9 protein-coding genes and 2 pseudogenes are annotated in these 12990 nt (G+C 66.5%); 3 read left to right on the forward strand and 8 right to left on the reverse strand.

The genetic code is table 11. The annotated features are described in order from the left end of the window. Positions 1 to 45: 45 nt before the first annotated feature. From H7J89_RS09435 to H7J89_RS09470, 8 genes and pseudogenes are all read right to left on the reverse strand, one after another. The gene (locus H7J89_RS09435) at positions 46 to 789 is read right to left on the reverse strand and encodes an amino acid ABC transporter ATP-binding protein (RefSeq protein WP_264042541.1); all 744 of its coding nucleotides are present in this window, start codon (positions 787 to 789) and stop codon (positions 46 to 48) included. Beyond that, the gene (locus H7J89_RS09440) at positions 786 to 2603 is read right to left on the reverse strand and encodes an ABC transporter substrate-binding protein/permease (protein ID WP_264042548.1); all 1818 of its coding nucleotides are present in this window, start codon (positions 2601 to 2603) and stop codon (positions 786 to 788) included. The genes H7J89_RS09435 and H7J89_RS09440 overlap by 4 nt, the downstream gene beginning before the upstream one ends. Before the next feature lie 48 nt (positions 2604 to 2651). After that, positions 2652 to 3392: a GntR family transcriptional regulator gene (locus tag H7J89_RS09445; protein WP_264042557.1), complete on the reverse strand. Its 741-nt coding sequence runs from the start codon at positions 3390 to 3392 to the stop codon at positions 2652 to 2654. Positions 3393 to 3500: 108 nt separating this feature from the next. Further along, a pseudogene (locus H7J89_RS09450) lies at positions 3501 to 4285 on the reverse strand (LLM class F420-dependent oxidoreductase). A gap of 15 nt (positions 4286 to 4300) precedes the next feature. After that, positions 4301 to 5215 carry an Rv0045c family esterase gene (locus H7J89_RS09455; protein ID WP_264042564.1) on the reverse strand — a complete coding sequence of 305 codons (915 nt, stop codon included), beginning with the start codon at positions 5213 to 5215 and terminating at the stop codon, positions 4301 to 4303. A gap of 248 nt (positions 5216 to 5463) precedes the next feature. After that, a complete protein-coding gene (locus H7J89_RS09460; protein ID WP_264042584.1) occupies positions 5464 to 6561 on the reverse strand; it encodes an inositol-3-phosphate synthase in 1098 nt (365 codons plus the stop codon). 58 nt (positions 6562 to 6619) lie between these two features. Then, positions 6620 to 7162: a PadR family transcriptional regulator gene (locus tag H7J89_RS09465; protein WP_055399552.1), complete on the reverse strand. Its 543-nt coding sequence runs from the start codon at positions 7160 to 7162 to the stop codon at positions 6620 to 6622. Between the two features lie 135 nt (positions 7163 to 7297). Further along, on the reverse strand, positions 7298 to 8179 hold the full coding sequence (locus H7J89_RS09470) for a DUF1707 SHOCT-like domain-containing protein (RefSeq protein WP_264042604.1): 882 nt from the start codon (positions 8177 to 8179) through the stop codon (positions 7298 to 7300). Between the two features lie 120 nt (positions 8180 to 8299). Here H7J89_RS09470 and H7J89_RS09475 point away from each other — a divergent pair, with 120 nt between their 5' ends. The 3 genes and pseudogenes from H7J89_RS09475 to H7J89_RS09485 form a co-directional block, all read left to right on the forward strand. Then, a complete protein-coding gene (locus H7J89_RS09475; protein ID WP_067208750.1) occupies positions 8300 to 8725 on the forward strand; it encodes a DUF5318 domain-containing protein in 426 nt (141 codons plus the stop codon). Beyond that, positions 8718 to 11291: a transglycosylase domain-containing protein gene (locus H7J89_RS09480; RefSeq protein WP_372513749.1), complete on the forward strand. Its 2574-nt coding sequence runs from the start codon at positions 8718 to 8720 to the stop codon at positions 11289 to 11291. The genes H7J89_RS09475 and H7J89_RS09480 overlap by 8 nt, the downstream gene beginning before the upstream one ends. Then, a pseudogene (locus H7J89_RS09485) lies at positions 11288 to 12918 on the forward strand (glycosyltransferase family 87 protein); the annotation flags it as partial. The gene H7J89_RS09480 and the pseudogene H7J89_RS09485, both read left to right, overlap by 4 nt. Between the last annotated feature and the right edge of the window lie 72 nt (positions 12919 to 12990).

Genomic DNA, 12990 nt, shown 5'->3' on the forward strand with positions numbered 1-12990 from the left:
CACGTACAAGCTAGCTAAGCCGACTAATTAGTAGCAATGGCGTGGTCAAAGTACTTGGGACAAGAATCGCTGTAGCCGTTCGGTCTGCGCGGCTTCGAAAATCTGCTCCGGGGGCCCGGATTCCACCACCTTGCCGCGATCCATGAACACAACGGCGTCGGATGCCGAGCGGGCGAAGCCCATTTCATGGGTGACCACGATCATCGTCATGCCGTCGGCGCCGAGGTCGGCGATGAGTTGCAGAATCCCTTTGACCGTTTCCGGATCCAGCGCCGAAGTCGCCTCGTCGAAGAACATCAGCTGGGGCGCCATGGCCAGCGCGCGGGCGATGGCGACCCGTTGTTGCTGGCCCCCGGAGAGCATGCCGGGCCGGGCATCGGCCTTGTGCTTCAGGCCAACTCGCTCCAATTGGTTCAGCGCCAGATCGCGGGCCTCGTCGGCCGGCAGGTGCCGCAACTTGCGCGGCGCCATCGCAACGTTTTTCAGCACGCTCAGATGGGGGAAGAGGTTGAAATGCTGAAACACCATGCCGATGCGCTGTCGTAGCTCGTTGGGATCGTCGCGTAACACCGATCGACCGTCCAGCAGGATGTCGCCGCTATCGGGTTCGTACAACCGGTTCAGGGTGCGCAGCAGCGTCGACTTGCCCGAGCCGGACGGTCCGATGACGGCGACGGTGGTGCCCGCCGGAGCCTCGAAATCGACACCGCGCAGCACTTTGTTCCCGCCCAGGGTCTGGTGTACGTCCTTGGCGGCCAAAGAAACCGACCGACGGCTTGGCGCGCTCACGTGATCTCCTGACCGAACTTCGTCGCCAGCATCTCGGCATTGTCGTCGAGGTCGGGGGCGCCCCGGCCGCGGCGCAGGCGCGCGTCGATGTAATTCACCAAATGCGTCAACGGAATGGTCAATATCAGGTAGAAGAGGCCGGCGGCCACCAACGGTGAGAGGCTCCCGGTCTGGGCATTCAAATCCCGGCCCACCTGAAAGAGCTCCCGCTGATCGGCAATCAGACCAAGGAAGTACACCAACGCGGAGGCCTTCAACAACCCGATGAACTGATTGACCAGTGCCGGCAATACCCGCCGTATTCCCTGCGGCACCACCACCAGTCGCATCGCAGTCGTGTAGCTGAAGCCCAGCGCGCGGGAGGCCTCCAACTGACCGGGGTCCACGCTTTGTATTCCGGAGCGCAGGATTTCGCCGATATAGGCGGCGGCCATCAACCCAAGCGCGGCAATTCCCAAGGGGTAAGGGTTCTTGTTCGTCAGGCCGCCGACCAATGGTCCGACGCCCATTCCGATCAGCAGGATGATCACCACTTCGGGAAGGCCACGGAAGATGTCGGTGTATGCCCGCGCCGGCCAGCGCAGCCAGCGCCGATGCGAGATGCCCGCCATAGCCAGCACCATCCCAAGCGCCAGCCCGATCACGATGGCGCAGTTGGTCAGGATCAAGGTGTTGGGCAGCCCCGTCGTGAACAGAACGGGGATGGCTCGGCGGTACATGTCCCAGTCGAAGAACGAATCGCGTAACTGGGCCAGCGCCGATTTGGGCGCGGCCGGACCTGTCGGCGCGCGGTGCTGGCTCGCCACGATCGCGGCGAAATCCGGCAGGTTCGGGACCGGCGCCGCTTTCGACCCGGGCTTCCATCCCGGCGGGAGCGTGCGCGGCACCCAGTCGCAGTACAGCTTGGCCCACGTGCCGTCGGCGATCACCGCGTCCAGCCCGGAATTCAGCGCATCGATTAGCGGCTTGTTCTCCTTGGCGACCGCGTAAGCAACGAAATTGCCTGGGCTGAAAGTATTCGCGACTGTCACCGCGGGATCACCCGGCCGAATCACGGTCGAGGCAAGCGTTCCGGGCGCCACCCACGCATCGATCTGGCGGGTCTTGAGGCTGGCATACAGCGTGGCGAAGCCGGGATACTTCACCGGCTGCAGATGTAGGGTGTCGACGACGTACGACTCTTCGACGGTGCCCTGGACGACGCCGATGCGCTGGCCAGCGCCGAGGTCGCTGAACTTGTGGATCGGTGAGCCCGGGGGGACCACGAGGGAGTAGAAGCCGAAGTCGTAACCGTTGGTGAAAGCGACGGTGCGACGGCGTTGGTCGGTCGCTTTCACCGACGCCGATCCGACGTCGAAGCGCCGGGACGCCACCTGGGCCAGCAACGCGGAGAAGTCGGTGCTGACGAAGCGCAACTGCAGATGCAGCTTGTCGGCGATGGCGCGCAGCAGCAGGTTGTCGAAGCCGCTGAATTCGCCGGTCGGATTGATGCAGATGTTGGGCGGGGCGTCCGACAGTGTGCCCACCGTCAGCACGCCCGGTGTGCCGAGCCCGAGCGCTCCGCCGTCAACCGCGGTGAGCGGCTGGACGGATTGTGTCGTGTCCCGGTCTTCCTGGGGGGTGGGCTGGCTCTCGGTCAGATCCTTGGGCAAGGCCCTCGCGCTGTCCAAGCCGGCCGGCGCGCATTGATTCCAGTCGGCAGCCGCGGGCGCGGCCGGCCCGCCTAATGCCATGCCGCACACCAGCACCGTCGTCGCGGCCAGTCCGAACAGCCTTGCGCGGCGCTGGGTGCGCCGGTCCACGCGCGCATTCATCCCTGCCACGGTAACGACAGGGCGGCGGCTTCGTCGGGTGAGCGTGCCCTACAGCGCCAGCGACGGCTCGACGCCCACGGTGTCGGCGTCGACGAGTACCTCGAGCGGTCCGGGCACAACCGGGCTCACGTCGTCGGGTGCGGTGAACACCCTGCGCCGGGAGAGTTCGGCCAGCATGGTCTGGGCCATCAGATAGGAGCGGCCGACGCACGCGGCGCGGGCGGCCTCGGGGTCTCGCCGGTTGATCGCGGAGGTCTCGTCTTCGTAGAACGGCAGCATCTCTTCGCGGCTGCCTTGATAAATCAGCCAGAACACGCGGGGAACCAGGTTTTGCGAGGCGCGGATCGTGGCGTGCAGACGCGGCCCGGCGTATTCGTCGTTGATGGTGCGCCGGTACTCCGCGGCGATGTCGCAGAAGGCCCGCGAATCCTTCGCGGTGCGTAGCGATCGCATGAAGGAGTCGAGTTGGCCCAGGATCCGCGGCGTGGGGCTGGTGGCCGCGCGCGCGGACGCGATGCCGTTGAGCAGACCCTCGAGCTCATGATGCTCGAGGACGGTGGCTTCGTCGAATCGCTCGACGAATGCGCCGCGGTGATAGCGGGTGGACACAATGCCGTCGTGTTCGAGTTGCACCAGCGCCTCTTGGATGGGAACGCGGCTTACGCCCAGTCCCAGCGCGATCTCATTGCGATCGACGCGGTCGCCGGTGCGCAACTTCCCCGTCAGCAAGAGGTGAAGGATGTGCGAAACAACCAGGTCCTTTTCTTTGACCCCGTATTTCTTTGGCATTTCGTCCTTGAGTCTCTTTCAAACCCGGTGCGGCCATCAGCGCGAGAAGTTTCTCACGAGTGGGCTCGTATTTTCCGGTGTTTCACCGATAAATGGTTGGCGACGGGGTTAACGACTATCCCGCCACCGGCACAGCGCTTCCGCCGCCCGAGGTGGTAATCCGGTCCATCACACCCGACGGTCAGCAGCGTGACTCCGAGGCCGACGAGCTTTTCGGCATTGTCGATCAGCTCGCCGCGGTCCTGCACGGCGGCCGAGCGTTCGATGCTTGCCGGGTCGCGGCCGACGTCGGCGCAATGCCGGGCGAGGACATCCGCCTTTGCCGGGAACTCGTCGGCGGAGGTGAAGCTGTGCCACAGATCGGCGTATTCGGCGACCAGCCGCAGCGTCTTGCGCTCACCGCCCCCGCCGATCAGGACCGGGATGTCGCGGGTCGGCGGGGGGTTCAGTTTCGCCAGTCGCGTCTTGATCCGGGGGAGGGCGCCCGCGAGGTCGTCGAGGCGGCTGCCCGCGGTGCCGAACTCGTAACCGTACTCGTCGTAATCCTTCTGCTTCCATCCCGAGCCGATCCCCAGCACGAGCCGGCCGTCGGAAACGTGATCGACCGTGCGGGCCATGTCCGCCAGCAGCTCGGGATTCCGGTAGGAGTTACACGTGACCAGAGCGCCGATCTGGATGCGCGAGGTCTGCTCGGCCCACGCCCCGAGCATCGTCCAGCATTCGAAATGCGCACCGTCGGGATCGCCGTACAGGGGGAAGAAATGGTCCCAGTTGAAGGCGATGTCGACGCCGATGTCCTCGCAGCGACGCACGGCGTCCCGGATTTGGCGATACTGCGGCGCGTGCTGAGGCTGCAGTTGCACGCCGATGCGGATGGGGAGGTCAGGGCTCATGAGACCACCGTAGGCTCAGCCTGCGTCGAGCACCCCGCGCAGCAGATCGATCAGGGCGAGGGGCTGGTCGCTTTGCACGGAATGACCGGAATCCTCGACCACATGCGCCGCGCGGAAATGCTTTGTGCGACGGCTGAGTTCGGCAGCGTCATCGTCGCTGACGAAACCCGACTTGCCGCCGCGGATAAGCGTGATCGGCGCGGACAGCCGGTCCACGTCCTGCCACAGGACGTCGAAGTCGGGGAACTTGCGGATGGCGTCGTAGCGCCACGTCCAGTTGCCGTTGTCCAGCCGGCGCGAGTTGTGAAACACGCCGCGACGCAGCGCCTTCACCTCGCGGTGTGGCGCCGCGGCGATCGTCAGGTCCAGCATGGCCCGGAAGCTGGGGAATTCGCGTTCCCCGTGCATCAACGCCACCGTGCCCTGCTGTTCCTTGGTCATCTCCGAGTGCCGCTGCAGCGCCGACGGGGTGACGTCGATCAAGACGAGTTCGTTGACGAGCTCGGGCGCCACGGCGCCCAGCCGTAACGCGGTCAGCCCGCCCAGCGACATGCCCACGACAAGATCGGCGCTCGGTGCGTGCTCGCGTAGCGCCGGCAACAGGGCGTCGGCGTTGATCTGCGGCGAATAGTCGCCGTCCTCGCGCCATGCCGAATGACCGTGCCCGGGCAGGTCCACCGCCAGTGCGGGCTCGCCGAGGCCGACGATCACGGTGTCCCAGGTGTGCGCGTTCTGGCCGCCGCCGTGCAGAAAAACGATCCGCGGGGGAGTACCGCCCCAGCGCAGCGCGCTGATCTTGCCTTCGGCCGTGCCCGATTCGACGCGTTGGACGTCGGGCAGCGGACCCTCGACGCCGGCTTGCTCGGCGTTCTCGCGCAACAGCGAGAACTCAGACAGGCCGTCCAGTTCGTCTCCGGAGATTTCGGTCACGATCTACAGACACTAGCGCCGGCGTCTAGAGGTGTGACGACGGCGAAGGCCGGCAGCGTCGCCCCGGCGAGCCGATGTGTCGGTCGGCGATCGTTCGTGCTTCTGCCGCAAGTCCATTCGCTGTGAGGCCGCGATGAATCGGCTCCCCGCTGCCGAGCGTCACGCTGGCGTGACCGAGTGGTCCCGCAATCCAAAAGTGCGGTGAAGCCGCAGCAGCTCGACCTCACCGCACGATCGGTGGATGGGGGCTAGCCCTCGATGATGAACTCTTCGAGCTGCGCACGGGCGATGTCGTCGGGCAGTTGCTTCGGCGGGCTCTTCATCAGGTAGGCCGACGCGGGGATCACCGGTCCGCCGATGCCGCGGTCCTTGGCGATCTTGGCCGCCCGCACCGCGTCGATGATGACGCCCGCCGAGTTCGGCGAGTCCCACACCTCGAGCTTGTACTCCAGGTTCAGCGGCACGTCGCCGAAGGCGCGGCCCTCCAGTCGCACGTACGCCCACTTGCGGTCGTCGAGCCAGCCGACGTGGTCGGACGGGCCGATGTGCACGTCTTTGGTCTTGAACTCGCGTTGCAGGTTGGAGGTGACGGCCTGCGTCTTGGAGATCTTCTTGGACTCCAGCCGCTCGCGCTCGAGCATGTTGAGGAAGTCCATGTTGCCGCCCACATTCAGCTGCATGGTGCGGTCCAGTTGCACACCGCGGTCCTCGAACAGCTTGGCCATCACCCGGTGGGTGATGGTTGCGCCGACCTGGCTCTTGATGTCGTCGCCCACGATCGGCACGCCAGCGTCGGCGAACTTCTTGGCCCACACCGGGTCCGAGGCGATGAACACCGGCAGCGCGTTGACGAACGCGACGCCGGCGTCGATGGCGCATTGCGCGTAGAACTTGTCGGCCTCCTCCGAGCCCACCGGCAGGTAGGACACCAGCACGTCGACGTTGTTCTCTTTGAGCGCCTTGACCACGTCGACCGGCTCCGCGTCGGACACCTCGATGGTGTCGGCGTAGTACTTGCCGATGCCGTCGAGCGTCGGACCGCGCTGCACCGTCACGTTGGTGGGCGGCACGTCGGCGATCTTGATCGTGTTGTTCTCCGAGGCGAAGATCGCGTCGGACAGGTCGAAGCCGACCTTCTTGGCGTCCACGTCGAAAGCCGCGACGAACTTGACGTCGCGCACGTGGTACTGGCCGAACTTCACGTGCATCAGGCCGGGCACGGTGCTGTTCTCGTCGGCGTTCTGGTAGTACTCGACGCCCTGTACCAGGGAAGACGCGCAGTTACCGACGCCGACAATGGCGACTCGTACCTCGGTCGACGCCTGTGGCGCGTTCTGGTCACTCATAGGGCGTTCTCCTAACTCCATAACTTGTGTCGCAGCTGATCGAATTCGTGCAGGGGTTTTACGTCTGCTCGGAGAGGCCGGGCATCGCCCGCTCCGCAGCAATGAGCTCGTTGAGCCACTTCACTTCGCGCTCACTGGACTCGAGTCCCAGTTGGTGAAGTTGGCGGGTGTAGCGGTCGAACGAGTTGCTGGCCCGCGCCACGGCTTCGCGCAAGCCTTCCCGCCGCTCCTCGACCTGACGGCGGCGACCTTCCAGAATGCGCATGCGCGCCTCCGCCGGAGTCCGGTTGAAGAACGCCAGGTGCACCCCGAAGCCGTCGTCGGTGTAGTTGTGCGGGCCGGTGTCGGCCACCAGCTCACCGAAGCGCCGACGGCCCTCGTCAGTTAGCTGGTAGACGCGCCGGGCACGCCGAACCGGCGTTCCGGCCGGGGCGGCGTCCTCGGCGATCAACCCTTCGGCCTGCATCCGCCGGAGGGCCGGGTACAGCGATCCGTACGAGAACGCACGAAACGCACCGAGGAGTCCGGTTAGCCGTTTGCGCAACTCGTAACCATGCATCGGCGATTCGATGAGAAGACCCAGGATGGCGAGCTCGAGCATCGAATCACCCCCTTTGCATGGTTGGTTACGACGGTTCGACGCCTCGCGTAATCGTATCGTCTCGATATATTCGCCACAACACCACCGGATGTTCGTCCGCTATTAGTCCGCGTGCGCCGAATCGAATCGCGGCGGCTACGACGGCAAGTTGAGTTGCTTGACGGTGCCGTCACCTGCGAAGACGATGTAACCACCACCGTAGTCGCTCGAGACATACAGCGATAGCGAGAGCGCGCCCGGGGTGGTCGGGTCGGTCGCCGGTTCGATGTTCAGGTACTCGGTTTTGACGTCCGACGGCTTCATGTGGAGGGTCTGCGGGGCGCCGCGCATGATGCCCACGGTCGCCGTGACGTCGAACTTGCTCAGGTCAACCGGAACGGGAGCGTCCGCGGAGCTCTTGGCCGAGCTGCTCGGGTCGCCCCAACCCCCGCGGTAGGTGTAGGCCAGCACCCGGCGATCGTCGGAGGGGTCCGGCCGGTCCAGGACCGCGTACGTCGGGTAGATCACGAGTCGATACCCCACGGCGTCGCCGAACCGTTTGCGTGTTTGCTCGATCAGGCCGGTCAGCCCGCCGACCGAATGCAGTTGGGTCGGCGGGGTCAGCACCACCGGGCCGACGCCGTCGGGCTTGGCTCCTGGGTCGGTGGTGAAGTCCAGCGGCGAGTTGGTGTTGCCGTACATGCCCCACCCGATGCCGACGCCCAGGAGCACCGAGACGACGAATGCGGCCGCGAGCACCCCCCAACCGCGCAGCTTTGGCGGCACCGACCTGGCCTTGGCGGCGGGCGCCGGAAGCGCGCTGCTGTCGGTTTGCAGGTCGGTCACCAGAGCCTGCAGATCGCCGAGCGTGACCGCCTTGGTGGCCGCGCTGACCCGTTCCCGGTGCTCCTCCATGGAGAGCTCGCCGTCGGTCAGGGCGTTGTCGAGGATCTTGCAGGCGTCCTGCCGATTGATGTCTTTGGCGCGGGTGCTTGCCGCCACCCCGCCACCCAGCGACGTCCCGAGCCATTTCGCCACGGGGATGATCGTAGAGTCCGGGCCCGGTCCGGCACAGAATGCGCCCGCCTGTACTCGGCTCGGGCCGCCACCGGTTTGGTTGCGTATCGGTGGTCCGGATGGCGACGTACTCTGGTGGGCGTGCGACTGCAGCGACAAGTGGTGGACTACGCGCTCCGGCGGCGAGCACTGCTGGCCGAGGTGTACTCGGGCCGCACGGGCGTATCCGAGGTGTGCGACGCGAACCCTTATCTGCTGCGCGCCGCCAAGTTTCACGGGAAACCGAGCCAGGTCATCTGCCCGATCTGCCGCAAGGAGCAGCTGACGCTGGTGTCGTGGGTGTTCGGCGAACACCTCGGTCCGGTATCGGGCTCGGCGCGCACCGCCGAAGAGTTGGTCTTGCTGGCGAGTCGCTTCGAGGAGTTCGCCGTCCACGTGGTGGAGGTATGCCGGACCTGCGAATGGAATCATCTGGTCAAGTCGTACGTGCTCGGAGCGGCGCGCCCACCCAAGGGCACCCGCGGTACGCGGACGGCGCGAAACGGCGCGCGCACGGCCATTGAATAGCGACGGACCCCACAACCAGTCGTCCGGCGACGCGGATGGGTCGGCGACTGAGCGGGTGGGAAAACATGGAAGCGGCGAGCGCCCGCGTGGCGCGCCGTCGGCGGCCGGCCAACGCCGTGGGGTTCCGCCCGATGACCGGATGACCACGATTCTTCCGCCGGTCGTCGATGACCGGTCGCCCCGGCGGCCCGATCCCAGCATCGAGGAAGTCAAAGCCGCGCTGGACAGCCCTTCGTCGACGCCCCTGCAGCGTGATGCGCTCGAGGAGGTCAAGGCGGCGCTGGATAGCCGAACGCCGCCGCGCCGCGCGCGGCCGGCGGCGGGAGGCCGTCCGCCCGAAGGGCCACCCCCACCGCCGCCCGGGCCGGGGGGTCGCCGCGGTGGGCCGGACGGCTTCGGGCCCCGGCCGCCACGTGACGTCCACTGGACCCAGCAGATCAACTGGTTGTGGGTGCGGCGAGCGGCCTACCTGTCGGCGGCGGTGCTCGTGCTGTTGCCGATCGTCACGTTCACCATGGCGTACTTCATCGTCGACATCCCCAAGCCGGGCGACTTGCGCACCAACCAGGTCTCCACCATCCTGGCCAGCGACGGGTCAGAGATCGCCAAAATCATTCCGCCCGAAGGCAATCGGGTTGACGTCAACATCAACCAAGTGCCGGTGCACGTGCGCCAGGCGGTGATCGCCGCCGAAGACCGCAATTTCTACTCGAACCCGGGGTTCGACTTCAGCGGTTTCGCGCGGGCGGTGAACAACAACCTCTTCGGCAACGGGGACCTGCAGGGCGGGTCGACCATCACCCAGCAATACGTGAAGAACGCGCTGGTGGGGTCGGCTCAACACGGCGTCAGCGGGTTGATGCGCAAGGCGAAGGAACTGGTGATCGCCACCAAGATGTCGGGGGAGTGGTCGAAAGACGATGTGCTGCAGGCCTACCTGAACATCATCTACTTCGGCCGGGGTGCCTACGGAATCTCCGCCGCCGCCAAGGCCTACTTCAACAAGCCCGTCGAGCAGTTGACCGTCTCCGAGGGAGCACTGCTGGCGGCGCTGATCCGGCGGCCATCGTCGCTGGACCCGGCCGTCGATCCGCAGGGCGCCCGGGCCCGCTGGAGCTGGGTGCTCTACGGCATGGTGGAGACCAAGGCGCTGTCGCCCAGTGACCGTGCCGCGCAGGAGTTCCCGCAGACGGTGCCGCCCGACCAAGCCCGTGCGGAGAACCAGACGACGGGACCCAACGGGCTGATCGAGCGCCAGGTGACCAAAGAGTTGATGGAGCTGTTCAACATCGACGAGCGGACTCTGAACACCCAGGGCCTGCAGGTCACCACCACCATCGACCCGAAAGCCCAGCAGGCCGCCGAGAAGGCGGTATCGAAATACCTTGACGGGCAAGACCCCGACATGCGGTCGGCCGTGGTGTCGATCGACCCGCACGACGGGTCGATACGTGCCTACTACGGCGGTACGGACGCCAACGGTTTCGACTTCGCGCAGGCGGGCCTGCAAACCGGGTCGTCGTTCAAGGTGTTCGCACTCGTGGCCGCGCTCGAGCAGGGGATCGGCCTGGGTTACCAGGTCGACAGTTCGCCGCTGACGGTCGACGGCATCAAGATCACAAACGTCGAGGGCGAGGGCTGCGGGACGTGCAACATCGCCCAGGCGCTCAAGCAATCGCTGAACACCTCTTACTACCGGCTGATGCTCAAGCTCAAGGGCGGGCCGCAGGCCGTCGCGGACGCCGCGCACCAGGCCGGCATCGCGACAAGCTTCCCCGGCGTGGACCACACGCTGTCCGAGGACGGCAAAGGCGGGCCCCCCAACAACGGAATTGTGCTGGGGCAGTACCAGACCCGGGTGATCGACATGGCCACGGCGTACGCCACGCTGGCCGCCTCCGGCGTCTACCACCGGCCGCATTTCGTGCAGAAGGTCGTCAACTCCGAAGGCCAGGTGCTCTTCGACGCGAGCAAGTCCGACAACAACGGCGAGCAGCGCATCCCCAAGGCCGTGGCCGACAACGTCACCGCGGCCATGGAGCCGATCGCCAGCTATTCGCGCGGCCACTCCTTGTCCGGCGGCAGGCCGTCGGCGGCGAAGACAGGCACCACGCAACTGGGCGACACCACCGCCGACAAGGACGCCTGGATGGTCGGATACACGCCGTCGCTGTCGACGGCCGTGTGGGTGGGCACCGCGAAAGGCGACGTGCCGCTCGTAACCGCCTCGGGTGCGCCGGTTTACGGCTCGGGGCTGCCATCGGACATTTGGAAGTCCACCATGGACGGCGCCCTGAAGGGCACCTCCAATGAATCGTTCCCCAAGCCGACGGAAATCGGCGGCTATGCCGGCGTCCCGGCGCCCCCGCCCCCACCGCCGCCGTCCGTGACGGTCATTCAGCCCACCGTCGAGGTGGCGCCCGGCATCACGATCCCGATCGGTCCGCCCACGACGCTCACTCTCGGGCCGGCACCGCCGGGTGGTGGCGGCCCCGGCGGTCAAGAGCCGGGTGTGCCGCCGGGCGGCCCACAAGCTCCTCCGCCGCCTGGCCAGCCGCCGCCGTGACCGAGGCGCAGCAGCGCAGCACCTCCATTTCTCCGGCGCCGCTGGCCGGCGATCTGCGTAGCGTCGACAACCGCGACTGCCCAAGCCGCACCGACTCGTTGGGCGCCGCCCTCGCGGAAGTCGCCGGTGGGCCGGTGGGCAGACACGCGCTGATCGGGCGCACCCGGGTGATGACGCCACTGCGGGTGATGTTCTTGATGGGACTGGTATTCCTGGCGCTCGGTTGGTCGACGAAGGCGGCCTGCCTGCAGAGCACCGGCACCGGCACGGGGGATCAGCGGGTAGCCAACTGGGAGAACCAACGCGCGTACTACGAGTTGTGCTACTCCGATACCGTTCCGCTTTACGGCGCAGAGTTGTTGAGCCAGGGCAAGTTTCCGTACAAGTCGAGCTGGGTCGAGACCGACGGCAGCGGCACCCCGCAGACACGCTACGACGGCCGGCCGGCGGTGCGCTACATGGAGTATCCGGTGCTGACCGGGATGTATCAGTACGTATCGATGGCGCTGGCGAAGACCTATACCGCGCTGAGCAAGCTGGGTCCGCTGCCGGTGGTCGCCGAGGTGGTGATGTTCTTCAACGTCGCGGCGTTCGGTCTGGCGCTGGCCTGGCTCGCCACCGTCTGGGCGACCGCCGGCCTGGCGGGGCGCCGGATATGGGATGCGGCCCTGGTGGCCGCGTCGCCGCTGCTGATCTTCCAGATCTTTACCAATTTCGACGCGCTGGCAACGGCATTCGCGATGGCCGGGCTGCTGGCGTGGGCGCGGCGCAAACCGGTGCTGGCCGGCATGCTGATCGGATTGGGCGCCGCGGCCAAGCTGTATCCGTTGTTGTTCCTCGGTCCCATGGTGGTCCTGGCGATCCGGACGGGGCGCTTTCGCGCTCTGGCTCGCACCGCGGGAACGGCCGCGGTGACCTGGCTGCTGGTGAATCTGCCGGTCTTGGTGCTGTTTCCCCGCGGGTGGTCGGAATTCTTCCGGCTCAACACCCGACGCGGCGATGACATGGATTCGCTCTATAACGTGGTGAAATCGTTCACCGGCTGGCGCGGGTTCGATGCCAAGCTGGGGTTTTGGGAGCCGCCCACCCTGCTGAACGCCGTGGTCACGGTCCTGTTCGCAATCGGTTGTGCGGCAATCGCATACGTCGTGCTGACCGCTCCGAAGCGGCCGCGGCTGGCGCAGCTGCTGTTCTTGGTGGTGGCGGTTTTTCTGTTGACCAACAAGGTGTGGAGTCCGCAGTTCTCGCTCTGGCTGGTGCCGCTGGCGGTGCTGGCTCTGCCGCATCGCCGGATCCTGCTGGCATGGATGACCATCGATGCGGTGGTATGGGTGCCGCGGATGTACTTCCTATATGGCAACCCGAACCGTTCACTGCCGGAGCAGTTCTTCACCACGACGGTGTTGCTGCGCGACATCGCCGTCATCGGGCTGTGCGCGTTGGTGATCCGCCAGATCTACCGGCCCGACGATGACTTGGTGCGCTGGAACGGCCGGGTGGACGACCCGTCGGGCGGTCCCTTCAACCGCGCGCCCGACGCCCCGCCCCGGTGGCTGCCGGACTGGCTACGACCGGCCGGCGTGCGCCACGCCACGGCGCCCGAGGTCGAGTTCCCGGTGCCGGTCGGAGTGGCGCCGTGACTCGCGCCGACGACGATGATGCCGGCGTAGCCCGGATCGGTGGGGGCACCACCCGCTTG

It is taken from the genome of Mycobacterium paraffinicum (assembly GCF_025822865.1).
Lineage (GTDB): Bacteria > Actinomycetota > Actinomycetes > Mycobacteriales > Mycobacteriaceae > Mycobacterium > Mycobacterium paraffinicum.